The sequence below is a fragment of the Ralstonia pickettii genome, assembly GCF_016466415.2.
Classification (GTDB): domain Bacteria; phylum Pseudomonadota; class Gammaproteobacteria; order Burkholderiales; family Burkholderiaceae; genus Ralstonia; species Ralstonia pickettii.
On sequence record NZ_CP066772.2, the window covers coordinates 36769 to 60764 of the forward strand.

At 63.6% G+C, this 23996-nt stretch carries 20 protein-coding genes; 4 read left to right on the forward strand and 16 right to left on the reverse strand.

Annotation, left to right across the window (positions count from 1 at the left end; all coding sequences use genetic code 11):
* Nucleotides 1–8: 8 nt before the first annotated feature.
* The 4 genes from RP6297_RS16335 to RP6297_RS16350 form a co-directional block, all read right to left on the reverse strand.
* Nucleotides 9–1334, reverse strand: a complete 1326-nt coding sequence (locus RP6297_RS16335) for a paraquat-inducible protein A (protein ID WP_009239804.1) — start codon at nt 1332–1334, stop codon at nt 9–11.
* A gap of 87 nt (nt 1335–1421) precedes the next feature.
* On the reverse strand, nt 1422–2885 hold the full coding sequence (locus RP6297_RS16340) for an efflux transporter outer membrane subunit (RefSeq protein ID WP_009239805.1): 1464 nt from the start codon (nt 2883–2885) through the stop codon (nt 1422–1424).
* Nucleotides 2886–2887: 2 nt separating this feature from the next.
* Nucleotides 2888–6055 carry an efflux RND transporter permease subunit gene (locus tag RP6297_RS16345; RefSeq protein ID WP_009239806.1) on the reverse strand — a complete coding sequence of 1056 codons (3168 nt, stop codon included), beginning with the start codon at nt 6053–6055 and terminating at the stop codon, nt 2888–2890.
* Nucleotides 6052–7218, reverse strand: a complete 1167-nt coding sequence (locus RP6297_RS16350; protein WP_009239807.1) for an efflux RND transporter periplasmic adaptor subunit — start codon at nt 7216–7218, stop codon at nt 6052–6054. The genes RP6297_RS16345 and RP6297_RS16350 overlap by 4 nt, the downstream gene beginning before the upstream one ends.
* 363 nt (nt 7219–7581) lie before the next feature.
* Here RP6297_RS16350 and RP6297_RS16355 point away from each other — a divergent pair, with 363 nt between their 5' ends.
* On the forward strand, nt 7582–8298 hold the full coding sequence (locus tag RP6297_RS16355) for a TetR/AcrR family transcriptional regulator (protein ID WP_009239808.1): 717 nt from the start codon (nt 7582–7584) through the stop codon (nt 8296–8298).
* Between the two features lie 33 nt (nt 8299–8331).
* On the opposite strand, the gene RP6297_RS16360 is transcribed toward RP6297_RS16355, so the two are convergent.
* The 7 genes from RP6297_RS16360 to RP6297_RS16390 form a co-directional block, all read right to left on the reverse strand.
* On the reverse strand, nt 8332–9390 hold the full coding sequence (locus RP6297_RS16360) for an AI-2E family transporter (RefSeq protein WP_009277125.1): 1059 nt from the start codon (nt 9388–9390) through the stop codon (nt 8332–8334).
* Nucleotides 9391–9484: 94 nt separating this feature from the next.
* A complete protein-coding gene (locus RP6297_RS16365; RefSeq protein WP_009239810.1) occupies nt 9485–10381 on the reverse strand; it encodes a LysR family transcriptional regulator in 897 nt (298 codons plus the stop codon).
* A 532-nt stretch (nt 10382–10913) separates the two neighbouring features.
* On the reverse strand, nt 10914–12293 hold the full coding sequence (locus RP6297_RS16370) for a sensor domain-containing diguanylate cyclase (protein WP_009239811.1): 1380 nt from the start codon (nt 12291–12293) through the stop codon (nt 10914–10916).
* 149 nt (nt 12294–12442) lie between these two features.
* A complete protein-coding gene (locus RP6297_RS16375) occupies nt 12443–13744 on the reverse strand; it encodes a DASH family cryptochrome (protein ID WP_037028675.1) in 1302 nt (433 codons plus the stop codon).
* Nucleotides 13741–13905 carry a DUF2256 domain-containing protein gene (locus RP6297_RS16380; protein ID WP_165835792.1) on the reverse strand — a complete coding sequence of 55 codons (165 nt, stop codon included), beginning with the start codon at nt 13903–13905 and terminating at the stop codon, nt 13741–13743. Before RP6297_RS16380 ends, RP6297_RS16375 begins: the two co-directional genes overlap by 4 nt.
* A gap of 8 nt (nt 13906–13913) precedes the next feature.
* Nucleotides 13914–15464, reverse strand: a complete 1551-nt coding sequence (locus tag RP6297_RS16385; protein ID WP_009239813.1) for a cryptochrome/deoxyribodipyrimidine photo-lyase family protein — start codon at nt 15462–15464, stop codon at nt 13914–13916.
* A gap of 184 nt (nt 15465–15648) precedes the next feature.
* Complete coding sequence (locus tag RP6297_RS16390) at nt 15649–16509, reverse strand: alpha/beta hydrolase (RefSeq protein ID WP_009239814.1); 861 nt, start codon at nt 16507–16509, stop codon at nt 15649–15651.
* 440 nt (nt 16510–16949) lie between these two features.
* On the opposite strand from RP6297_RS16390, the gene RP6297_RS16395 reads away from it, so the two are divergent.
* Entirely contained in the window at nt 16950–17609 is a 660-nt protein-coding gene (locus RP6297_RS16395; RefSeq protein ID WP_004634952.1) for a carbonic anhydrase, read from the forward strand.
* A gap of 84 nt (nt 17610–17693) precedes the next feature.
* Here RP6297_RS16395 and RP6297_RS16400 read toward each other — a convergent pair whose 3' ends face one another.
* The 3 genes from RP6297_RS16400 to RP6297_RS16410 all read right to left on the reverse strand — a co-directional run bounded on the left by RP6297_RS16400 (nt 17694) and on the right by RP6297_RS16410 (nt 20873).
* Entirely contained in the window at nt 17694–18614 is a 921-nt protein-coding gene (locus tag RP6297_RS16400) for a TIGR01777 family oxidoreductase (protein ID WP_009239815.1), read from the reverse strand.
* 34 nt (nt 18615–18648) lie between these two features.
* Nucleotides 18649–20190, reverse strand: a complete 1542-nt coding sequence (locus RP6297_RS16405) for a cryptochrome/photolyase family protein (protein WP_009239816.1) — start codon at nt 20188–20190, stop codon at nt 18649–18651.
* Nucleotides 20191–20267: 77 nt separating this feature from the next.
* Nucleotides 20268–20873 (reverse strand): lipocalin family protein, encoded by a 606-nt coding sequence (locus RP6297_RS16410; RefSeq protein WP_009239817.1) that lies wholly within the window; start codon nt 20871–20873, stop codon nt 20268–20270.
* Between the two features lie 339 nt (nt 20874–21212).
* Between RP6297_RS16410 and RP6297_RS16415 the strand changes: the two genes are divergently transcribed.
* Nucleotides 21213–21692: a chalcone isomerase family protein gene (locus tag RP6297_RS16415; protein WP_009239818.1), complete on the forward strand. Its 480-nt coding sequence runs from the start codon at nt 21213–21215 to the stop codon at nt 21690–21692.
* 11 nt (nt 21693–21703) lie between these two features.
* Here the strand turns inward: RP6297_RS16415 and RP6297_RS16420 are convergent, their stop codons facing one another.
* Nucleotides 21704–22336, reverse strand: coding sequence for a lipocalin family protein (locus RP6297_RS16420; RefSeq protein WP_009277120.1), 633 nt, complete (start codon nt 22334–22336; stop codon nt 21704–21706).
* On the opposite strand from RP6297_RS16420, the gene RP6297_RS16425 reads away from it, so the two are divergent.
* Nucleotides 22325–22855: a DUF2878 domain-containing protein gene (locus RP6297_RS16425; protein ID WP_004634963.1), complete on the forward strand. Its 531-nt coding sequence runs from the start codon at nt 22325–22327 to the stop codon at nt 22853–22855. The genes RP6297_RS16420 and RP6297_RS16425 overlap by 12 nt on opposite strands.
* A gap of 15 nt (nt 22856–22870) precedes the next feature.
* Here the strand turns inward: RP6297_RS16425 and RP6297_RS16430 are convergent, their stop codons facing one another.
* The gene (locus RP6297_RS16430) at nt 22871–23971 is read right to left on the reverse strand and encodes an SAM-dependent methyltransferase (RefSeq protein ID WP_009239820.1); all 1101 of its coding nucleotides are present in this window, start codon (nt 23969–23971) and stop codon (nt 22871–22873) included.
* Between the last annotated feature and the right edge of the window lie 25 nt (nt 23972–23996).

Sequence of the window (23996 nt, forward strand, 5' to 3'; positions counted from 1 at the left end):
AGACCCGCTCAGGAATCGTCGTGCGCGGGTGCTTCGTCGGGGATCGGGTCCCAGATAAGCCGGGGGTCGAATTGCATGGAGGCGATCATGGTCAGGATCACCACAGCGCCAAATGCCAGTGCCCCCGGGCCCGCGGTGATGACAGCGAAGGAGCCGAAGTGCACCAGTGCAACCGTGAGCGCCACCACGAACACATCGAGCATCGACCACCTGCCGATGCGTTCGACGAGGCGATAAAGCCGTGTCCTCTCGTGCGGACGCCATGTCGAGCGCCGGCGTGCCGCGAATACCAGCACCGCAAGAATGGCGAGCTTGAGCATTGGCACCACCACGCTCGCAATAAAGACGACCGCAGCGAGGCCCCAGTCGCCGGAGGTCCAGAAGTACGCCACCCCGCTCAGGATCGTGTCGTCTTCCGAGCGCCCGAGTGAGGTGCTGTGCATCACCGGCAGCAGGTTGGCCGGGATGTACAGCAGCGCGGCAGCCAGGAGCAATGCGGCAGTCCGCGAAACGCTGGCCGGGCGGCGTTCGTGCAGGGCCGTATGGCAACGACGGCACCGCGGATGCGACCCGACGCCATCCCGCTGTTGCACGCTGCCGCACGTGTGGCAGACCACCAGCCCCGCCTGCTTTGCGGAAACGGCCTTGAGCGAGTCCGCCACGACCGGTTCTTTCACCGACGCGCCAGTTCGCAGTTCGCCAGACGGCGCTGCGCCATCCCCACCCTCGATCTCGTCGCACGCATGCCAGAGCTTGTGCGGATCGAAGCGCGAAACCAGCGCCAGCAGCACCGTCAACGCGCCGAATGCAAACAGGCCTGCACCGGGAATCACGCGCGCGAGGCTGATCATCTTGACCGTCGTGACCAGCACGCCGAGCATGAACACTTCGATCATTCCCCAAGGGCGAAGCCATTGGAGAAAGCGGATGACGAGGCGAAATCCGGGCGGCACACTGCCCGCGCGCAACGGAAGCAACACGTAAAGCAACGCGAGCAATTCCATCGATGGGAAAAGCGTGGTGGTGAAAAACACGACCGCAGCCACGACGCCCATGTGTCCCGCCCAAAGTGAGGACACTGCGTCAAGCAACGTGGCTTGCGACGTCATCCCCTGGGCCTTGAGGGCAATGATCGGGAAGCACTGCGCGATCACCAGCGTAATGAGCGCAGCCACCGCCATCGCTGCTGCGTTGTCGAGGGTCGGCCGGGCGAGATGGGCGCTACTCAGGTCGCTCGCACAACGCGAGCATCGGACGTTCAAGCCTTCCAACGGCGGCGGCCGCCGAAACACGCGGTCGCACTCATGGCAGGCAATCAGGTGGGTGGATTCCATGGGCGTGGACGGAGCCAATCGGCATTGCGGGCGAAGCACGGCACTCCACGCGAGTCGCGTGGAGGCCGAGCCCATCCAAAGGCAATGTCAGTCCTTGGCGATCGTCTGGACAGTGTTTGCGGGCAGTTCACCCATGGCCTGCAGCAAGGCAGCCGTGTCGCTCATGCGCCGGCTGGTCGCACGCACGGTGTCGAGCTGCGCGTTCAGGTACTGCAGCTCGCTCGACTGCTCGGCAGATGCGGGCAGCGCGCCCAAGCGGCGGCGCGAGGCGGTCTCGTTGAAGGCCGTACGCGCAGCCGTCGAAGCCACTTCTGCGGAAGCGAGCGTCTGTGCATCGTTCTCCAGCGCGGCGAGCGTGTCGGCAACGTTTTCAAATGCCGACAAGACCGCCGACTTGTACTGCAGGACCGTTGCGTCATACAGCTCGAGCGTGGCGCGGCGGTGCGCCATCAACGCGCCGCCGTGGAAGATCGGCTGACTCAGCCCGGCGCCCACGGCCCATAAGCCGCCCGCCCCCGACAGCAGCGCAGGCCAGCTCAAACCGCCCCGACCAAGCGAGGCAGTGAGCGACAGGCTCGGGAAAAGCTGTGCGGTGGCCTCGCCTGCGTCTGCAGACGCTGCCCTGACCGCAGCAGCGGCGGCGCGGATATCCGGCCGGGCACGGAGCAGATCCGAGGGTACGGCCACAGGCACCTGGTTCGGCAGCGAAAGGCTGCTGAACTCGGGTACCGCCGGCGCTGCATCCGGTGTGCGGCCCAGCAACACGGCCAACGCGTGGATCGACACCGCACGCTGTTGGCGCAACTGCGGCAGCGTCGCCGCCAGCGATGCGGCGCTCTGCGTCGATGCCAGCGCCTGCGCATGCGAGAGCGCCCCCAGCTCGTACCGCCGCTGGCTATCTCGCGCCGTCGCGTCTGCCACCACAACAAGACGTTCGGTCAAGGCGATCTGCTGGTCCAGCGCGGCCGCATTGATCACGGCGCCGACAATATTCGCCGCGAGGGCACGCCGTGCTGCCTCCAGTTCGCAGCCACGCACATCTACCCGCGCCGCGCTCGCGGCATTGGCATAGCGCGTGGCACCGAACAGGTCGAAGGTGTAATGCGCCTGCAACTGGCCAACAAACACGTTGTAGCGCAGCGCTTCGGGGCCCACGCCCGTGAGGTTCGGCGTGCGCTGGCGTGCGGCTTGCGCCCCAGCGTCCAGGGACGGCAATGTTGATGCACCCACCTGCGCACGCAGTTCCTCCTGGGCGGCGGACAAGGTCTTCTGCGTTGCAGCCAGCGTGGGGTTATTGCGCAGTCCTTCTTCCACCAACGCGTTCAGCGCATCGGAGCGATAGAGCTTCCACCATTGCGGCACCGGCGCGGCGCCCACATCAAACTGCTGGGCAACGCCGGCCGCTTCCACCGTCTTGGCGGGCTGCGAGGTCACGCCGTAATGGTCTGGCGAAGGCGTGGCAGGCGGCACGGCGATAGGCGCCAGGGAGCACGCCGTGAGAGCGAGCACCGACGTTGCGACAAGCGCGCACGTCATACGAGAGCGTTTCATGATCAATTCTCCAGGGCGGCAGAGCCGGTCGAAGGCAGGTCCCGTTCGTCCGGGCGCACCTTGAAACACGCGGCATACAGCGCCGGCAGGAAAAAGATGGTCAGTACCGTGGCGATGGTGATGCCGCCCATCAGCGCGGTGGCCATCGGCCCGAAGAAGCCCGAGCGCAGCAGCGGGATCAGCGCCAGCACAGCGGCAGCGGCCGTCAGCATGATGGGCCGGAAGCGCCGCACCGTTGCGCCGATGATGGCGTCAAAGCGTTTTTGGCCCGCCGCGATGTCCTGGTCGATCTGGTCCACCAGGATCACGGAGTTGCGCATGATGATCCCGAACATGGCGATCACCCCGAGCAGCGCCACGAACCCGAATGGCTTGCCGAACAGCAGCAGCGCCGTCACCACGCCAATCAGCCCCAGCGGAGCGGTCAACACGACGATGAACGTGCGCGAGAAGCTCTTGAGCTGGATCATCAGCAGCGTCAGCACGGCAATGATCATCAGGGGCATCTCGGCATTGATCGACGTCTGGCCCTTCACGCTCTCTTCCACCGCGCCGCCAATCTGGATGCGATAGCCCACCGGCAGCTTGGCGCGTTCTGCGGCCAGGGCCTGATCGATGTCACGCGTCACGCCGATGCCCTGCGCGTTGCCGCGCACGTCTGCCTGCACCGTGATGGTCGGCTGGCGATCGCGTTCCCAGATCACGCCGTACTCGAGCTTGTTCTGCACATGCCCAATCGCACCGAGCGGAACCGGGCCGTTGGGCGTCGGCATGGCGAGGCCGGCGAGCTTGGCGGGGTCGACACGTTCCGTCTTCGGTGCACGCAGATCGACGTTGATCAGCTTGTCACGTTCGCGATACTGCGTGACCGTGTAGCCGGACAGCGTCATGGCGAGGAAGTTGGAGACATCTTCCGACGTCACCCCAAGCTGGCGCGCCTTGATCTGGTCGATCTCGAACGACATCGAACGTTCTGCCGGTTCATCCCAGTCGAACTGCACGTTCTGGGTGCGCGCATCCGCACGGACCTTCTCGGCCACCTTGTCAGCGATGTTGCGCACGGTGGCGATGTTGTCGCCACTCACACGGAACTTGATCGGGAAACCCACGGGCGGGCCGTTCTCGAGCTGGGCAACACGGGTGCGAACGCCAGAGAAATCCTTCTCGAGCGTGGCGCTCAGCCACCGCGACAGTGCGTCGCGTTCTTCAACGTTCTTGGCCGTGATGACGAACTGGGCGAAGTTCGGCTGCTGAAGCTGCTGGTCCAGCGGCAGATAAAAACGCGGGGCACCGGTGCCGACGTAATCGACAAAGTGTTCGATCTCCTTTCGACCATCCAGGGCTTTCTCCAGGCGCTTTGCCTCGCGCAGGGTGGCGTCAAAAGACGCCCCTTCCGGCAAGCGCAGATCCACCAGCAATTCGGGCCGCTCGGAGTTCGGGAAGAACTGCTGGGGCACACGGGTGAACGCCACCATGGCCAGAGCAAACAGCACGGCCGTGACACCCAGGATTGCCCATCGGCGTCCGATACAGAACGAGATCCAACCCGACAGGCGCTGATAAAAGCCGGTGTTGTAGATATCGTGCTCGTGGCCATGCTCGGCCGCGCCGTTCTTGTGCTCGGGCAGCATGTGGTAGCCCAGCAGCGGCACCAGCACCACGGCCGCAAACCACGACACGATCAATGAGATGGCCGACACCTCGAAGATCGACCGCGTGTACTCGCCCGTGCTCGATTTGGCGAGCGCGATCGGCAGAAAACCGGACACCGTCACCAGCGTGCCGGTCAGCATGGGGAATGCGGTACTCGAGTAGGCAAAGGCGGCGGCGCGCAGGCGGCTCCACCCCTGCTCGAGCTTCACGGCCATCATCTCGACCGCAATGATGGCGTCGTCCACCAGCAGCCCGAGTGCCAGCACGAGCGTGCCCAGTGACACCTTGTCCAGCCCGATGCCGAAGACGTGCATGCAAAGTGCGGTCACCGCCAGCACGATCGGGATGGAAATCACCACCACCATGCCCGTACGCAAGCCCAGCGATACCAGGCTCACCACCAGCACAATCGCCACGGCTTCACCGACCGAGCGCACGAATTCATCCACGGAGTGCTTGACGGCATGCGGCATGCTGGAAACCGGAGACAGCTTTAGCCCAGCAGGCAGCGTCGCCTGAAGTTCGACCGCCGTGGCGTCGAGCGCCTTGCCGAGGTCGATCACATCGCCGCCCTTCTGCATCGTTACACCAATGCCCAGCACGGCATGGCCGTTGGCGCGCATCTGCGTCACGGGCGGGTCGTCGTAGCCGCGGGTGATCTTCGCGATATCGCCCAGCCGGAAGGTGCGCTTGTTCACCGTGATCAGCATGTCGGCCAACGCCTGCACATCCTTGAATGCGCCGGTCGGTCGTACGAACACGCGATCATCGGCGGTCGTGATCGTGCCGACCGGTGCCACGGTGTTCTGTGCGTCGATGGCCTGTGCGATCTGCTGCGGCGTGATGGCGAGCCGGGTCAGCTGCGCATTGGAGATTTCGATGAAGACGTGCTCGGCCGGATCACCGAAATAGTCGACCTTGGCGACGCCCGGCACGCGCAGCAGGACGGTGCGCAGCTTGTCTGCATAGTCGTGCAGTTGTGCCGGCGAGAAGCCGTCGCCTTCGAGCGCATAGATGTTGGTGTAGACATCACCGAACTCATCGTTGAAGAACGGCCCGACCGTGCCCTTGGGCAACGTTGCACGGATGTCGCCCACTTTCTTCCGCACCTGATACCAGGTCTCCGGCACGTCCTTGACTGGGGCGGCGTCCTTCATGGCGAAGAAGATCATCGACTCGCCGGGGCGCGAATAGCTCTTGATGTTGTCGACATACGGTGCAGCCTGAAGCTGGCGCCCGATGCGGTCGGTAATTTGCTCCTGGACTTCGCGCGCAGTTGCACCCGGCCAGTATGTCTGGATCACCATTGTCCGGAAGGTGAACGGCGGATCTTCAGACTGGGCAAGATGCGTGTAACCGATCACGCCAAAAAGCGTCGCCAGGCCGATCAGGAAGATCACCAGCTGCTGGTGGCGTAGTGCCCAGGCCGACAGGTTGAAGCCGCCCTCGTCCGCCTGAGATGCAGACGCCGCCACCGGGGCCGTGCCTTGCACGATTTCGCGATCATCGGCGCTCATGATGCAAAGTCCTCAGGGTGCAGCGGGGCGACCACTTGCACGTGCTGACCGGCATTGACGGCATGCACGCCCTGCATCACTACGCGATCGCCGTCGCGCAAACCGGAAGCGACCAGCACGCTGCGCTCGTCGTAACGCGCGATGGTGACGGGGCGCAATTCCAAGGTATCCGTGTTCGCGCGCACCACCCAGACCGCGGGCTCTTCGCCACGGTGAAAGAGTGCGGTGACCGGCAGCTTGAACGGGCGCGCGGCTCCCGCGTCGCTCTTCGCATCGAAGGCGATATTGGCGGTCATACCCATGCGCACCGCCGCGTTTGGCGCCACGAGCGACAGCTTGACGCGCCACGTGCGGCTTTGCGGATCGGCCGTGGGCGATACCTCACGCACGCGTGCCTCAAAAACTTGCGAGGGCGCAGCCGGGAGGCTTACGCGAGCCGTGCTTCCCACGGTCAGTGAAGACAACGCGCTCTCGGGCGCATCGCAAACGATGTCGACGTCACCCGTCCAATCGAGGTGATAGATCGATTGACCCGCCTGGACGTTCTGGCCGGTGTCCGCATCTTCCGAGGTGATGACGCCATCGTGGTCTGCCACCAGCGTCGCGTAGCGCAGGCGATCGCCAACGAGTGCGGCCTGCGCGCGCGCCGAATCGCGTTGCGCAAGTGCGGATGCGTAGGCGTCCTGCGTCTGCTCCATCTGCGCCGGCGCAATCAGGTTCGCCTGCGACTGCGCGCGGTCACGGTCAAGCTGTTGCTTGGCGTAGACGAGCCGATGTTCGGCAGCTTCCAGTTGCGCCCGTGCATTGGCGAGGTCGTTGCGCAGATCCGACTGATCGAGCATCGCCAGCACCTGACCTTGCTTGACGGTATCGCCGATGCGCACGCGGCGCTCGACTACTTTGCCGGCAACACGGAACGACAGCGGCGTGGAGTACCGCGCCTGCACCTGCCCCGGCAGGGTGTTGGCAACGGCGTTGCCGTCCGGGTGCAGCGTCAGCGCAACGACCGGTTTGGGCGCGCTGACCAGGGTTTCGCTGTGGTGGCAGCCCGCGAGCAGTACAGCGCAGCAGGCGGCAATGACAAGGGGCGCACGTTTGGAACGCCCGACGACGGACAGGTGGGGGCGCGCTGTCGTTTGCGCATGACGACCAGGATGTTTCACGATGTTTCCAAGCAAGTGATGGCCTAACGAACAATGGGTAACGCACATCCCGCAGCCGCGCTTCTTCTGCGCGGTCGGCTCTCGGGCTACGCGTCACGGAACTCGGATGTCGGGTACGCGAGTCGCCTGTCTCCACGGCGTTCAGGAACCACTTCTCGGCGAATGGCTGCACTCAGCCGGCAAGCAACGGCGGACGGCTCTCTGGCCTTTTTCGCCGGGGACTTGCCCCATCACCGCGTCCTAACTCAGGGCGCATCACCCTGATCGACCCTACATTTCGACATTAAACTCATAACTGATATTATTGTCAACTATGACGCAAGACACTATCATCCTCGAGGAGACCACCATTCCAGACCCCCTATGCGGAACCTCACGAATCGCGTGGCAGAAGGCTGCCGCGAGCGGCGCGGCACCCGGCGCAAACAGGAAACACGGGCACGTCTGCTTCACGCGGCGCTGTTGCTGCTGTCTGAAAAGAACATTGAGCGCGTCGCCATCAACGAGATCACCGAAGCCGCCGATGTGGGCTTCGGCTCGTTCTACAACCACTTCGAATCGAAGGAAGGGCTCTTTGCCGCCGTGATCGACTGGGCGTTTGAGGACTTTGCTGACAAGCTGGATACCATTGCGCATGGCCTGACCGATCCGGCCGAGGTCATCGCTATCGCGGTCCGTCACACGTTGCTGCGGGCGCAGCGCGAACCGGCCTGGGGCCGGCTGCTGATGCGCGAAGGCGTGTCTACACGCGCCCTGACGCGCGGCCTGGGCTTGCGCCTGCTACGCGACAGCAAGCGCGGGCTTGCCGCCAAGCGCTTTGTGGTGGCCGATCCGCTGACCAGCGTGCTTTCAGTGATTGGGACAGTGCTCGCCGGTGTTGCGGCCGAGCTGCACTTTACGGCGGCACCGGCGGTTCCCGGGCGCAGCCGTCAGACGGCTGCGGTTCGCGTCGAGCATTTGGCCGAACGTGCGGCCGTCTTCGTACTCCAGGCACTGGGCGTCAAGCGTGCTGAAGCGGAAAGAATCGCGCAACTGCCGCTACCGGAAGTCAGGGACGGTAACGCGGCAGCCGCCATGTGAGCCCTCGCGCTGTCTGGCGAGGGCGCGCATCGATCAGGCGTGATAGAGCTCGCTCGCCAGATAGCGGTGGCGCAATTCCCGTAGCGCGGCTGCAAGAACGGCGCTGGCAGGCAAAGCCAGCAGCACGCCAAAGAATCCGAACAGGTGACCGAACGCCAGCAACGCAAAGATCACGGCCAACGGGTGCAAGCCAATGCGCTCGCCAATCAAGCGCGGCGTGAGGAAGACGTTTTCTAGGATCTGGCCCAGGCCATACACCACAGCAACGGCGCCGATGCCGTAAAGATCGCCAAACTGAAGCACGGCGGCCAACACGGCAAGCGCAAGGCCAGCGGCAAATCCGACATAGGGAATGAACACCGCCAAGCCAGTAAACAACCCCAACGGCAAGGCAATCTCGAAGCCGGCCAGCGTCAAGGCGATGGGGTAAAACGCGGCCAACACGACCATCACCAAAAGCTGCCCGCGCAGGTATTGCGACAGCATCCGATCAATGTCGATGACGAACGCCTGCGTCTTGGCAAGCCACCGACGGGGGACAAGGCTTTCCATACGTCGAAACATCTGGTGGCGGTCGTAAAGCAGATAGAACAGCACCAGCGGAACCAGCACCACGTTGCCCACGACGGTCAACATCGCGTTGCCGCTTGTGCGCAGGTATTGCCAGATGGCAATGGCGGAGTTGCCTTCACCACCATAGCGCGGTCCGGCCAGCAGATCGCGCAAATGTGGCAGATCCAGGTCGACGCCAAGCCCGAAAACAGCCAGCTTCGGCCGCAACCAGGCATTCAGCGTGGCAAGCAGCGCAGGAATTTTCGCCTGGAGTTGCGGACCTTCGGTCTGGACGACGGCGAACATCAGCGTGACGAGCAGCGCCGCCATCGCGGCAAAGCACAGGATCATCACCAACGCGGCGATCCAGCGGGGCAACCCCCGACGCGCCAGCCACTCCACCCCCGGCTGCAACATGTAGGCGATCAGCGCGCCCAGCAGGAACGGGGTCAACACCGGCCGCAGTGCCCACATGAGGACACCGATTGCAAGCGCGACAAGGCCCCACAGCCAGGCCTGGCGGCGTATCAGAGCGGACACCAGTGTTCTCGATAGGCGCGCGCTACCCTGGGGATGGACGTTGCACCGTTCGCAACGGGAAGCGGCGCTCACCCGAGAAGACGGAACCCGCAACTCATTTCTCCTCGAAGTACGCGACGGCATGGTCAATAAATGCCCTGACTCTGGCGGGAACCATCGTTCGGCTCATGTAAGCGAGGCGCACCTCCGCTGCCGTATCCAGGATTTCATGATCGCCAAGCAATCGGACGAGGCGCCCTTCTCGCAGATCGTCTTCAACCAGCGCCAATGGCAACAGCCCCATGCCGAGTCCGGCGAGTACGACTTCACGGTTGAATGCCGCGTTGTTCGAGGTGATTTCGTACCGTAGTGGAACCACGAGCGGCGCGCCCTCCGCGCGGAACGTCACGATGGGCTTATGCACGGAAGGCGGTACGGTGACGAAGACGTGATCAGACAGATCGACCGGGTGAGACGGGCGCACATGCGATTCCAAGTAGTTGGGTGCAGCGACGATTGCCAAAGGCAAGCGCTGCAGCATGCGCGTCACGGCCAAATCGGTTGCCAGCATGAAGGGCAATACCAAGCCGATGTCATAGCCCTCGGTCGCAAGGTCGACAACGCCCTCCGCCAACGTCACATCCACCATGAGGTTTGGGTGCATCCGCTTGAAGGACGAGACCAGTGGGGCCAGCCACGCAGACGTTGCCGACGTATGGGCGACCAGCCGCAGCACGCCCACAGGGAGATGGCCTTGGCTGCGTGCATCAGATTCAAGGCAGTCCAGATCGTCGAGCACACGGCAACATCCGTCATAAAACCTGTGCGCTGCGTCCGTCAGCGAGAACTGCTTTGTCGAGCGGTGGAACAGGCGCGCCCCAAGCCGCTCTTCCAGGGAAGTGATCGCTCTTGAAACGACGGCCGGCGATACCCCAAGCATCTGCCCCGCCCGTCTGAAGTTTCTGACCTCAACGATCGTACGAAAGAGCCGCAAGCTCTCGAAATGATCCATATGCACCTCGAACAAGGCTCGCGGATACGGCGCACGTTGACGCGGCAGCTAAAACCCATGCGCTATTGAACGCGCTCAACTCCATAGCAGCCTTCGTTCTCGACCCCGGTTCCATCGCGAGCATGCATAATTTAGTCATATCTGATACCAATGTCAATTATGACGCATGAAGCCAAAAAAGAGGCGACTGCTTCCCGAGGCGTGTGTGGCCAGAAGGTGGATGAGATGAAGGCCGCTCTCCGCTCGCCGACTGCGACGAGGGGCCTATGCGGGCTGATAAAGGCTTGTCCCGCCTGGCCTCGACAGACTTGCCGCCCTTTTCTTAGGCACCACGATTCTTCATAAACCAATGAGTTAGAACACCCCTTCCCGACAGACTTTATTTTTGCGGATCACGCGCCGTGCAATCGCTGATGCCGCGAGCCGAGACGCCGGTTATGCATCGCATTCCACGCAGGACCGATTCGCGTCAGGGCGCGCCAAGCATGTTGTGGGGAAAGTCCCGAATGGGTGGCCCTGCCGCGAGACCGCGCTAGCGCACCATCACCGCATTCCTGCCCGCGCGTTTTGCGTCGTAGAGGGCCATATCGGCTTGCATCAGTGCTTCAGATGTCGCGTCTGCGACCGGCGCGTGATCTGCGGACGGGGCGTAGGCAGCCACGCCGATGCTGACGGTCACGACACCGCGAACGGAGGGCGCAGGCAGGGCGGCCTGTTCGACCGCGCGACGCACCTGCTCGGCGATGACCTTGGCGCGTGAACGCTCAGTGTCTGCCAACAGGACAACAAACTCTTCGCCGCCATAGCGCGCCACCAAGTCGGTCGGGCGCTTTCCCGCAACGCGCGAGAGGATGTTGGCAACCTCGACAAGACATGCGTCGCCCCTGCCATGCCCGTATGTGTCGTTGATCTGCTTGAAATGGTCGATGTCGACCATGAGCACCGACAGCGGTTGCCCCGTACGCCGCGCGCGTTTCGATTCGGCCGCCCAGCATCTGTCGAATGCTTGACGATTGCCGACCTGCGTCAGACCGTCCAGCAACGACTGCCGCTCAAGCCTGTGATTCGCAGCCATCAGCGCCCGATATAGCCTTGTGATATCCGCAATCAGCATCGACAGTACAACCGCCGAGGACACCACACTGAGCAGCCGTGCCGCGTACCATCCCAGCGTATAACGAGCGCCCCCATGCAGGGTCAATAACGAGTCGGCCAAGCCGACAGCGAGCGCCACGGTGACCCAGACATCCACCGAGCGCCGGAGTCTGGTCAGCGCCAGATAGCCAGCAAGCGCAATGACGTTCGATCCGATCACGGGAACACCCAGGATTCGAACGAGGTTGACATATGTCCCACCCTGGATGAGCGCCGGTAAATACTCGGTGCCCCAGATACAGATCGGCACTACGGCCGCTGCTGAAATTGGTCCCAACCACGGCAATGCTCGCAACACTTGCGTGAGCTGAGGGCTTGAGCGACTGCGTTCATGGCAATACCGGCCAAGCGCCGCGAGCAGCAACAACACCGGATAGCCCGAATGCCAGAAGGTCCATAGCCACACGGCGGATTGAGGGCCGGCTCCGAGCAGGCCGTCGGCACTGAATACGCCCGGAAATGTGGGCAATTGCGCAATGGCAATCGCCGCCGCAAAAAAGTAGGCGCCTGCAAGCGCCCCATAAAAAGGCGTTCGGGCAAGGCGGGCACGCTGAAATAACAGATAGCCGGTCAGCCCTTCAGACAGGACGACCACCGTCAGGAACATGGGCAGAAACGGCTTGACCTCTGGCAAGGTGCGCTGGGCGTGGCGGAAGGCGATCGCAGCCACGGCAACAATCATGGCGCTGATCAGCGTGGCTGCGAGAATCTCGGTGCGTGAGGGCCGTCCACCTTCCAGTTGTACTGCTTCAGTCATGTCGCGCTAGCTCGGGGCATCGTCATGAGTAATCGACGCGACATGCGCAGTCTTTAGCCGGTGGGCCGCATGTGTGATTCGAAGCTCATTTCCGCGGCCGCCGTTCACAGCCGGCGCTTACGCTCCGGGGCATTGCTGGCCATGCACTGTCACGCCGCCCATAGACGGAGATAAGACCCATCGGGATCGTACTCAGCGGCCTGTTTCCGGACGTTGAATCGCCGGCCACCACGTGGGTCCGTGCCGCGCCCCGCGATATACAGCCAATTGCCCTGATTGCTGTAAACGTCGTAGTCGACGAGTTGGGATTCGAACCACGCGGCACCGGCACGCCAGTCGCCTCCCAGCTCGTGCACGAGGTAGCTCGCGACCACCTGTCTGAGCCTGTTGCTGAGGTAGCCGGTGGTCTCCAGCTCGCGCATCGCGGCATCGACGAGCGGCTCGCCGGTCGATGCACGACGCCAGCGCTCGAAGCCCTGCACATCTGGGCGCTCCGCGTGCCGTACCTCATTTGCGAGACCGCGTGCGCGGTACAGCCGAGCGCCATGCTGAAGATGCAGAAAGCGGAAATAGTCTCGCCACAGCAGCTCGAACCATAGCCAGTAGCTCCCGTCGCTCTGTCCATGCGACTGCTCGAACTGCTGCAGTTCCGAAATCACGCGTCGGGGCGACAACGCACCGGTGGCCAGCCACGGCGACCATTTGCTCGAGAAGTCCACACCGGCCAAGGCGTTGCGCGTGCGCTTGTACGTGTGAGGCAACTGGCGCTCCAGGTATTGGGCCAGGTGCCGAAGGCCCGCCGTCTCGCCACCATCAAACTCCGGTGTGCCATACGGGAACGACGCGCGCGAATCTGTCGACAGCGTCTGGTTTGCAACGTAGGCCGGCGCGCGCAGGCCCGGTGGAATGATCACACCCGACGGCCATGGCGGAAGGCGGGTGGGCGGTGACAGCGGCGTCGACGGTGCAATCCGCGCCCGTTCGAGCGCCTGCCTGAATGTTGTGAAGACAGCCGGCAGCGATTGAACAGGCCAAGGCAGACACAGCGGATCGATCAGGCTGCTCTGCCAGACCGTCTGCACCTGCAGCCCCGCGCTTCGCAGTTCGGCCACTTCGGCTTGCTCGTACGGCGCGGCGATGTCTTCGCAGACGACCGTCGAGGCGCCCACGGCGCGGGCCAATGCGGGCAAGACCTTCCCCGGCGGGCCACAGCATTCCACCAGCCGGGTGCCGAGATCGGCCAACTGGCGGGCCAAATCCCGAAGCGCCGCCGCAAGCACGGCCCGGCGGTGCACACCTACGCGCGCAAAGCCCCAAGGCGTCTGTGCTTCATAGTCGGCATGGCAGTACACCGGGACGAGGTGCGAGGCTCCGGTCTCGCATGCGGCACGCAGAGCCGGCTGGTCATGCAATCGCAGGTCGCTGCGGAACCAGAACAGCACGGTGTTCAACGCGGTTCTCCATGCTGTGCCCTGGGCTGCCTGCCTTGTCTGCGACAACGCTCCGAGCAGTACTTCACCGCATCCCAATCCCGTGCCCACTTTTTTCGCCAGGTGAATGGCAGGCCGCAGTGCGCACATTGCTTGTTCGGCAGGTTCGGCTTCTTATGCATCGGCGGAATCAAAAGTCGAGACTAAGCTGGGAAGACGTGGCCCCACTGCCGCGCGGGTTGTCGACGCGATCACGGCGCATACGCGAAGCGTGTTTCTTCACGATGGCGTGATTGGCGGCGTGAACTTCCGGCCGCGCACGCAACGCATGGACGCGCATCTTGGCCTGCCGCGTTGCTGCCTCAAGGTCGACCAGCGGCACGGGGATGTCTTCGCCCACCCGCACTCCGCAGCGCGCCTGCACATCGGGCGGCATGCGCCAAGGCTGCAAGAGCCAAGCATCGGGCACGCGGCGCAGGGCCGGCAGCCAGCGCCTGACAAACCGGCCATGCGGGTCCTGGTCCTGCGCCTGCTTGATCGGGTTATAGACACGCGTGGTGTTAATGCCGGTGGTGCCGGCTTGCATCTGCATCTGGCTCCAGTGAATTCCCGGCTCGTAATCGACGAACTGCCGGGCCAGCCAAACGCCCACCGGCCGCCAATGCAGCCATAGCGGGTAGGAAGCCACGGAGACAAGCATGGCCCGCATGCGAAAGTTGATCCATCCGGTCTCTCTCAGCATGGCAACACAGGCGTCCACCATCGGCCAGCCGGTGCGCCCGGCTACCAGGGCGGCAAAGTGATCGGCGTTCCATGCCGATTCACGCAGGCCGTCGTAGCCGCGGTGCAGATTGCGGAACTCGATGGCGGGTTCGGATTCCAGCTTCTGGATGAAGTGGCAATGCCAATGCAGGCGGCTGACAAACGCAGCCAGCCCCTTACGCTGCCACACCGCATCCTCGTCTGTGCTGGCCCTGAGCTGGAGCACGCGTTGCTCGGTGGCCTGTACCACTTCGCGCATGCCGAGGCATCCGTATGCCAGGTAAGGAGACAGACGTGAGCAGGCGCTCGGCGCCGTCAAAGGCGAAGAGATGCCGCCCCGATAGTTCCGGCTTCGCTCGAACAGGAAATCGCGCAGCACTTCGCTGCCGCGCGCGCGTCCACCGCGCTGGCGGCGAGGGGGGGCATGTGTATCCAAGCCGAGGGCCTCGCACCCAGGCCAGTCCATCGCCGGCCATGGCAGCATGACATCGCTAAGGGCGCCCACCCCGGGCGCAGGCATGCAGGGCGCGTACATATGCTCCGCCCAGCGGTCGTGCCAGACGTCTCGCGTCGGCAAGCGCCGCACCACGCCGTGCTGGGGCCACTCGCGCCAGGTTACATCGTGATCGAGGCACCAGCGTGCGACGGCCTTGTCGCGCGCGAACGTATGACCGTTGCCGGTTTCCTCGTGAGACACCAGGTGACTGAAGGCCGCGGCCGCATGCAGCCGCCCGAATACCTCCGTCACTTCGCCCACGGCGACTTGCAACCGTGCGCCGCATGCACGCAGTTGCTCCGCAAGATCGTGCAGGCATTCCTGGATAAAGAGATAGTGCTGGGATGCGGCGTCCGGCTGCGCCCACAGGCTTGGCTCGATGACGTACAAACACAAGACTTTTCCCCGGCGCGCGGCGTGGACCAGCGGGGCGTGGTCGTGCACCCGCAGGTCGCGCTTGAACCAGACGATGGTGTAGCTCATTGATCTTCAGCGGCTTGCAGCGCGGCTTGATCGCGTCGCCCGAGTATAAGGACGCCGGGTCCCGCAATGAACGACCCACCGCGCTGGCCGAGCACGAATTTCCAACGCATTACCAATTCAAATCGCCCCGCCAGGTCGTTGAAAAACGTTTCGTGATCTGGCGAGGCGAAGCTCCAAATTACGCTCAGGCGTTGGCCACAAAGCGCGCCACATCTGAAAGCACAGGCCCGAGAAACTGCAGCGGCGAGGCCAGTGCGGCCACGAGTGTTTTATGGTCCAGGCGCGGGTAGACCTTGAGTTCCACGGGGTGCCGATACTCGGTCAGGCGTTCGGCGAGTGAAAGCGTATTTCGCCGGACATCCACATATGCATCGTGTTCGCCGGTGAGCAGCAACGCCGGGGGCAACCAATCCTGGCGCACGTGGAACAACGGCTGGCTATCCGCTGTTTCATTCGGATGGTTGAACACGGGCCGCACGTCGGCCGCTTGAATCGGCAGGAAGTTGTAAGGACCGGCCATGCCGATCCAGCCCGACAGCGTTTCAATGCGCAAACCCTGCATCGCCAACCAGCGGCTGTCGGTTGCCAGCATCGCGGCGTTGTAGGCGCCTGCGCTGTGCCCGGCAACGAACAAGCGCGCGTCGCCATAGCCCTGCCGATCCAGCCACCGTCGGGCGAAGGCCGTGGCGGCGGCACAGTCAAGCAGGAAGTCCGGATAGCGCACCTCGGGATACAGCCTGTAGTCAGCAACCATTGCGATCGACCCAGCCGCGGCCAACGCTTCGCCAACGAACGCGTAATCCTTGCGGTCGCCCTCTCGCCACGATCCGCCGTAGAAGAAAACAACCGCCCGGGGCGGCCCTTCCATCGGGCGAACCGGCCGGTAGACGTCCAGCCTTTGCCGCGGATGTGCGCCGTAGGGCAGGCCAAGCGCCGGCACACTTGCGTCGGACGTAGACACGGCGTTGAGAACATCCAGGGCCGAACACCCTGCCAGGCTCGCCAACGCGGTTGCCATCCATGCTCGACGGGTCACGCCACGCATCGGCATCCTCCATGCGGCACCAAAGCCGGGCGAACGCGCAGATGGCGGTCAGTGCCGCCCATGCTCGATGGGATACGGATCAAGTGGAAGCGCATACAGTTTCAGGTCAAGGCAAGACGTTCGACCGTATACGCGCGTTTTCGGAGGTTGGATGCGCTGTCCTGAATGTATCGGCCAACTGCATGATCCATCGGCATGTGGCGGTGCCACACGGTAGACCGCCCTGACCGAGACGGCCCGTGCCGGCGTATCGCACGACCAGGTAAGAAGAACACGTCATACATCGACCTCGCCGCCTCCATCGGCGTATCACCTTCATGGCCCTGCAATCCGTATGGACCCGTTTTTCTTCCGCTCGATATCGACGACAATAACGGCTGTGCCGGTGCGTTGGTCTCAATGATCGCGCCGGCATCCAACCATTGAACGGGAAAAACGCCATGCGCGACATCATTGACGGTTTCCTGCGCTTTCAGCGCGACATCTATCCGCAACGGGTAGAGCTTTTCAAACAACTTGCGACATCACAGAACCCCAAGGCGCTGTTCGTGACCTGCTCGGACAGCCGCGTCGTTCCAGAACTGCTGACACAACGCGAACCCGGCGAGCTGTTTGTCATCCGAAACGCGGGCAACATCGTGCCGTCGTATGGCCCGGAGCCGGGCGGCGTTTCGGCCACAGTCGAATATGCCGTTGCGGTGCTGGGCGTGCAGGACATCGTGATCTGCGGCCACTCCGACTGCGGTGCGATGGGCGCCATCTCGCGCTGCACCTGTCTTGACCACCTGCCGGCCGTGGCCAACTGGCTGCGCCACTCAGACGCCGCCAAGGTCATCAACGCAGCGCATACGTTCGACTCGCCCCGAGCCAAGCTGGACGGCCTCGTTCGTGAAAACGTGATCGCACAGCTTGCCAACCTGCGCACGCACCCGTCGGTTGCGCTCGCCCTCGAGCAAGGCCGCATGAACCTGCATGGCTGGGTGTATGACATCGAGAGAGGCAGCATCGACGCGCTGGATGGATCGACGCGCCGCTTTGTGCCGCTTGCGGAATCCCCCACGACGGTGGCGGTCACGTCACGCAGCCAGCGGCAAGGCTGACGAGCACGGCCGGGGCCCTCAAGCTCCGGTCGCTCCCGGCCACGCGGCGGGTGTAGTTCCCGCCGCTCAATATCAATCTGCGGGTTACCGGGTAACGGGATGCTTATCCTGCACCAGCAGACCCGCCAGCGCCTCCTCCAGGTTCGGAAAGCGAAAGCGATAGCCGGTCTCCAAGGCCCGCCGCGGTTGCAGACGCTGACTGCCCAGCAGCAACACTGACATTTCGCCCAGCGCCATTCGCAATACCCAGGCAGGAACCGACAGGAACATCGGCCTGCGCAGGGTCGCCGCCAGCGTGCTGGCAAAGTCTGCGTTTCTGACGAGGTCCGGTGCGCACGCATTGAAGGCGCCCCAGCAATCGGCGTGGTGCAAAAGGAAATCAATCAGACCGACCACGTCGTCAAGATGAATCCACGGCATCCATTGACGCCCATTGCCGAGCCGACCGCCAAGCCCCATGCTGAATGGCAGACGCAGCCTGGGCAACATGCCGCCGTCGCTTGCAAACACGGGCGCGGTGCGCAGTAACACGACACGCATGCCGAGCGCCTCGGCACGGCGCGCTTCCTCCTCCCACGCGACGCAGAGTTGACTGCCAAAGTCGTCCTTGCCAGCGCGGCTGTCTTCATCCAGGGGCTCCTGCCCCCGATCGCCATACCAGCCGGTGGCAGATCCGGAAACAAGCACGCGAGGGGGCTGCTTGCAACGGCCGAGCCAGTCCACGAGTTCACGGGTCAGATCGACCCGGCTGCGCCACAGAATTCTTCGTCGCGGCGCACTCCACGGGCGATCGGCAATCGGCGCGCCCGCCAGATTGATGACCGCATCCAATGGCGCAGCACCGTCCAGCTCTCGCAGCGTTGCAATGCCGCGCGCACCGGCACACAGCCGCGCGACGCGTTCAGGCGTACGGCTCCAGACAACCAGATCGTGCCCCTGCGCCTGCCAGTGGCGGCACAGTGCCCGCCCGATCAATCCGGTGCCTCCAGTCAGCAGGATGCGCACGATGGAACGACCTCCTTATTGCGGTTCAACGCAGTCATAACGCCTCGAGACTTGCGCGCACTTCTTCGGCGCGCTTGCGCAGGGCGTCGCGCTCTTCGGGTTCCATCTTGGCGAGTTGTCGATACACCATCGACAGCCGCGGGTTACGGCCGAACACTTCACTGTGGCGCGCAAAGAAATCCCAGTACAGCGCGTTGTAAGGGCATGCGCGCTCACCGACACGCTGCTTGCTGTCGTAATGGCAGCCCTTGCAGTAATCGCTCATGCGGGAAAGATAAGCGGCACTGCTGACATACGGTTTGGTGGCAATGCGGCCGCCGTCTGCCCATTGGCTCATGCCCACCGTATTCGGCAGCTCCACCCATTCGAATGCGTCGATGTACACGCCGAGGTACCAGCGGTGCACCTCGTCGGGCGCGAGCCCCGCCAGCAATGCGAAGTTGCCGATCACCATGAGGCGTTGAATGTGATGCGCATGGGCGGTTTGCAACGACTGGCCGATGGCGAGTTGCAGGCAGCGCATCTGCGTCTTTCCGCTCCAGAACCAGGATGGCAGCGGCGCATCGTGGTTCAGCACGTTGCACGAAGCGTATCCGGGCATCTGCGCCCAGTAGATGCCGCGTACATATTCGCGCCAGCCCAGAATCTGGCGGATAAACCCCTCCACGGCAGGCAATGGCGCCTTGCCATGCCGATACGCTGCCTCGGCGCGATCGATCACCTCGCGCGGATTCAGCATCTTCACGTTGAGGGAAAAGGACAGCAGCGAGTGGAACAGCCGCTGGTGACCGCTGCTCATGGCGTCTTCAAAATCGCCAAAGTGAGGCAGCACCTGCGCGACAAACGCGTCCAGGCAGGCCAGCGCCTCGGTGCGGTTCAGGGGCCACCGCAATGCCCCGGCCTGCGGGTTGCCGAACGACTTCACACCGCTGCGTTCAATGGTCTCCCACAACGCCCGGTGGTCATGCACAGGACGCGCGTCGGCGGGCTCGGGGGGCGAGCCGCGCCAAGGCTTGCGGTTGTCATGATCGAAATTCCACTGCCCACTTTCCGGCGCCCCCGTGCCGTCGAGCAGCACGCCAAAACGACGTCGCATCTCGCGATAAAACCGCTCCATCAGCCACTGCTTGCGGCCTTCAAACATGGCAGCCAGCTCATGCCTGCCCGTCAGGAAGTGTTCGGTATCGACTTCGCTCGTCGACAGCGACTGCGCTTCGGCCCAACGACGCAACTGTTCATCCAGGCGCCACTCGTCGGGGGATTGCCATTCGACGCGCTCGGCGCCGTAGTGCCGGGCGAGCGCGGCGAGATTCTCGGTCACGGACTGGCGGTTGCTTCCGTCGTCGATCGCCACATACCGCACGCGGTGACCCGCCGCCCGGAGACCGCGTGCAAAGTCGCGCATGGCTGCAAAGATGGCGAGGATCTTTTGCGCGTGGTGCAGGACGTAATCGGTTTCTTGCCGCACTTCCATCAGCACGTAGACCACGTCCGCGTCCGCGTCCGCAAACCATGAATGCTGCGGGTTGAGCTGATCGCCCAGCACCAGCCGAAGAATCTTGGCGCTCTGGTTCATGTCATTGTTCGGTGGAACATGGCGCCACGGCCTTGCGCCGCGTGCTCGCTTTCGGTCTTGTGCATACGTCCTCGCCGCTACTGAGACGGATCCTGCCGCCCATGGGATACCGAGATGAGCGCGTTCGTATCAATGCCCAGCGCGCGTGCACGCGCGAGGATCGCCTCGCGCTGCGCGGGGTCGAGTTGCTTGTCCCGCGTCAACACCCAGCAATAGCTGCGGTCCGGCCCGACAACCAGCGCCCAGCGATAGCCCGGATCGAGCGCAGCCACGTGATAGCCGCCGTAGAACGGACCGAAGAACGACACCTTCAACGAGCCGGTATCGTGGCTGCCAACGAACAGCGCTTTGCCGACCGCCTCGCGCCACTCGCTTTTCGCAGGATCGAAGCCGCGATTGACCACACGCACACTGCCGTCGGGCTGGAGCTGGTACGTGGCCGACACGTCGGTCAAGCCGCGCTCGAACGAGTGATCGAGCCGAGCCTGCTCGTACCAGCGCCCCTGATACCGTTGAAGATCAAACGGCGTAACAGCAGTGATGCCTTCGGGCGGGCTCGTCGGCACACAGCCTGCCAGAAACGTCGCGCCCGCCAGCAGCGGCAACAGCCATTGCAGGCGCGCGCGCACTGCACGCAGGCCATGCTTCGCAAGTTGAAACGCGGTTGTCAACGCATCTGCCATTCAAATCCTCCCGACATGAATGCCGCCCATGGCGACATGAAACGCTGCACTACGCAGCGCGTCAACGGAATGCGGCGCAACCCGCGGCAAATTCCCACCAATGAACACGCTTTGAGTCAGTAAATTCGCCCATACCAGGCGAATCCTGTTGCAGAACGGTGTAAGCCGTGAGCACGATTTGCATCGAGAAAATTTCGTACCAGCGTCTCCGCGTCAGAGGCTCTGTCAGTAGACTTGCTAAGCAGCTTGTTCAACGCTTGACCACACGCACGCCCCCGCAATATGCCTGCCAAACGCGTTCACGCCGCCCGAGCCCTGGTCCTTGTTCTGTCCTCCATCATGAGCGTCGGCGCCTGGGCCGACTGCCGCGACACCGTGCCCGCGCCGCAGCTGTCAGGCAAGGGAGCGCTGTGCCTGCTGGGGTTCTGTCTATACGATGCGCAGTTGTGGAGTGCTGAACTCCCGCCCAGCTATGACGCGCCCTTTGCACTGGAGGTGACGTACCGGCGAGCGATCGAGCGAAGCCGCCTCATCGACACCGCCATCGACGAAATCCGGCGGCTCCAGAGCCCCGCACCGCCCGACGACACGCTCGCGCAATGGCAGCGCGCCATGACGCCCGCCTTCCCCGATGTCAAACCGGGCGACACTTTGTGCGGGGTGTATGTGCCCGGCCGCGGCGCGCGCTTCTACGCAAACGGACAACTGACGACCGAGGTGAACGATCCCGCCTTCGCGCGCGCCTTTTTCGATATCTGGCTGGCACCCGGCACGCGCGCTCCGTCCTTGCGTCGTCACCTTCTGGGCAAGTCACGTTGATGCGCAGGCAGCTAGTTGGGATCTCCCGGCGACTGGAAGCCCGGTTGCCCGATCTGGCTTGGGAACTGCGGTACACGCCGGAAACGCGAAATGTCGTAACCCATCGCTTCGAAACGGCCCAATGCCGCGCGATAGTCCGCATCGCTCATGTTGGGCTCGCGCGAAAACACCCAGCCGAGGCTTTTGTCCGGATAGCCGAGCAGAGTCACACGGTATTCTGGGTCGACATAGAGCGTCAGCTGCGACACGTAGATGGGCCAGAACAGCCGCACGCGCCATTCGCCGCCTCCACTGCCGTCCACCACCGAATCGACGAACTGCATGCGTTTGAACGGCGCGTCGAAACTGCCGGGCCGATAGACGTACGCATCGTCGATACGGCCATCGGGCCGCAGCGACCACTCGGCATAGCTGCCGACGTTGCCCCGCTCTCCAAAGTAAGGAATGTTGGCGATGACATACCAGCGCCCCATGTAGCGCGGCAGGTCGACAGAAACCGTGTGCAGCGGCACGGCCGCCCGCGGGTTCGGATTTGGCGGTGGGCCAGAGCAGGCGGCGCTGGCAAGCGCCAGCGCGACCACTGCCAGGTAACGTGCCCAACCTGACAGGATGACCCTACGAAGGCCTCTTTGATGCGTTCTCATCGTGCTCTCCTCTATGCGGTGGCCGGACAGGCCGGCTGGTTTGTGTGCGTGCTGAGTGCCGCGCGCGACGCCGCGTGGATCGGCATCGTCTTCGTCGCCGTACTGCTCGCGCTTCACTTGCAGCAAGCCCGCCAGCCGCAACGGGAATTGCGGCTGGTGGTGTGGGTCGTGGTGCTGGCGGCACCGTGGGAAACCCTCCTGATACGCGCCGGCCTCATCGCCTATCCGCATGGCACGTTGTGGGCCGGATTCGCACCGCCCTGGCTGCTGGCGCTGTGGGTGCTGTTCGCGATCCAAGTGAATGTCCTCTTTCGTTGGCTGCGCGGCAGATGGTGGCTGGCGTTGGCGCTGGGGGCCGTTGCCGGCCCGCTCTCGTTTCGTGCGGGTGCAGCGCTTGGGGCGGCACATATTTCGGCGATGGCTGCCACGCTGGGCACCCTGGCAATCGGTTGGGCGATATGGATGCCGCTACTGGTCCGGATGGGCGAGCACAGCGACGGAACCGGCATTCCGCCCTGACTGCTGCTCCGCTCCCTAACGCTTGACGAACCGGTAATGCGCCACGCCCCATTCGTTGCCGTCTGCATAGCCGAACAACGTCGACACCGCCAGGTAGAACATGCGCCACCGCTGAAACCACACGGCCGCCTGGGGCTTGCCATAGGTCTGGATGAACACCGGCATCAAACGATCACGGGCCGCGTCGAGGTTGGCTAGCCAATGGTCGGCGGTGCGCGCGTAGTGCATGCCGCTGACCCACCAGTGCCGCGCCATGCGCAGGTCGTCCTGGAACTCCAGCAGCAACGCCTCCGATGGCATCGTGCCGCCAGTGAAGAAATACTTCGACATCCAGTCGGTGCCGTCCTGCACCTGGAAGTGATACGCCAGCGTGCGATGCGCAAAGATGTGCACGAACAGCACCGCATCCGGTCGCATCCACCGCGCGATCTTGCCCAGCAACAGGCCGTAGTTCTTCATGTGCTCGAACATCTCGATCGACACGACCCGGTCGAAGAGACCGCCCTTGGGCATCTCTGCAAAGTCGAAATCGACGATGTTTCCCGTGTGCACGGTCAGGTTCGTCAGGCCGCGCTCGGCTGCCCGGGCCTCGATCCAGCTGCGCTGGCCCCGCGAATTCGACAACGCCACAATGCGCGCGTTGGGATAGCGCTTGGCCATCCATAGCGACAGCGAACCCCAACCGCAGCCCAGGTCCAGAATGCACTGACCGTCGGCCAGGCTGGCACGCTCGGCGTAGCACGCAAACATCGCCTCTTCGGCCTCGGCCAGCGTTTCGTTGCCGTTCGGGTACAGGGCGCAGGAGTATTTCAGCTGCGGCCCCAGATGCGCCTCGAAGAATGCAGGCGGCAATTCATAGTGCTGCGTGTTGGCCGCGTCTGTCTCAATGGCAATGGGGCTGCCATGCAGCTCGTCCAGCAACGCATTGAAGCGCCGCGAACGCAGTTCGCCGTCGTTCAGGCCCTCGTCTCGCAGGCGTTGGCGCATGAGGGCGCGCATGCCCGCACGAACGAGCCCATCCGGCAGCCATCCGCGCTCGCAGCACTGGATGAGCCAGCCGTCACTGGCGTCGGCCGCAACCTGCGGCGGTAGGGTCGGCGTGGACAGTGCAGTCATGAAAAGCTCCTTGGAATCTGTACGT

Bases quoted from the DNA above. Each gene is read 5' to 3' on its own strand.
- RP6297_RS16395 (WP_004634952.1), top strand. From the start codon at position 16,950: ATGCGCGACATCATTGACGGTTTCCTGCGCTTTCAGCGCGACATCTAT.
- RP6297_RS16425 (WP_004634963.1), top strand. From the start codon at position 22,325: ATGCGTTCTCATCGTGCTCTCCTCTATGCGGTGGCCGGACAGGCCGGC.
- RP6297_RS16380 (WP_165835792.1), bottom strand. From the start codon at position 13,905: ATGCATAAGAAGCCGAACCTGCCGAACAAGCAATGTGCGCACTGCGGC.
- RP6297_RS16345 (WP_009239806.1), bottom strand. From the start codon at position 6,055: ATGAGCGCCGATGATCGCGAAATCGTGCAAGGCACGGCCCCGGTGGCG.
- RP6297_RS16390 (WP_009239814.1), bottom strand. From the start codon at position 16,509: ATGCGTGGCGTGACCCGTCGAGCATGGATGGCAACCGCGTTGGCGAGC.
- RP6297_RS16340 (WP_009239805.1), bottom strand. From the start codon at position 2,885: ATGAAACGCTCTCGTATGACGTGCGCGCTTGTCGCAACGTCGGTGCTC.
- RP6297_RS16385 (WP_009239813.1), bottom strand. From the start codon at position 15,464: ATGAGCTACACCATCGTCTGGTTCAAGCGCGACCTGCGGGTGCACGAC.
- RP6297_RS16410 (WP_009239817.1), bottom strand. From the start codon at position 20,873: ATGGCAGATGCGTTGACAACCGCGTTTCAACTTGCGAAGCATGGCCTG.
- RP6297_RS16335 (WP_009239804.1), bottom strand. From the start codon at position 1,334: ATGGAATCCACCCACCTGATTGCCTGCCATGAGTGCGACCGCGTGTTT.
- RP6297_RS16365 (WP_009239810.1), bottom strand. From the start codon at position 10,381: ATGGATCATTTCGAGAGCTTGCGGCTCTTTCGTACGATCGTTGAGGTC.
- RP6297_RS16415 (WP_009239818.1), top strand. From the start codon at position 21,213: ATGAGCGTCGGCGCCTGGGCCGACTGCCGCGACACCGTGCCCGCGCCG.
- RP6297_RS16355 (WP_009239808.1), top strand. From the start codon at position 7,582: ATGCGGAACCTCACGAATCGCGTGGCAGAAGGCTGCCGCGAGCGGCGC.
- RP6297_RS16430 (WP_009239820.1), bottom strand. From the start codon at position 23,971: ATGACTGCACTGTCCACGCCGACCCTACCGCCGCAGGTTGCGGCCGAC.
- RP6297_RS16405 (WP_009239816.1), bottom strand. From the start codon at position 20,190: ATGAACCAGAGCGCCAAGATTCTTCGGCTGGTGCTGGGCGATCAGCTC.
- RP6297_RS16420 (WP_009277120.1), bottom strand. From the start codon at position 22,336: ATGAGAACGCATCAAAGAGGCCTTCGTAGGGTCATCCTGTCAGGTTGG.
- RP6297_RS16370 (WP_009239811.1), bottom strand. From the start codon at position 12,293: ATGACTGAAGCAGTACAACTGGAAGGTGGACGGCCCTCACGCACCGAG.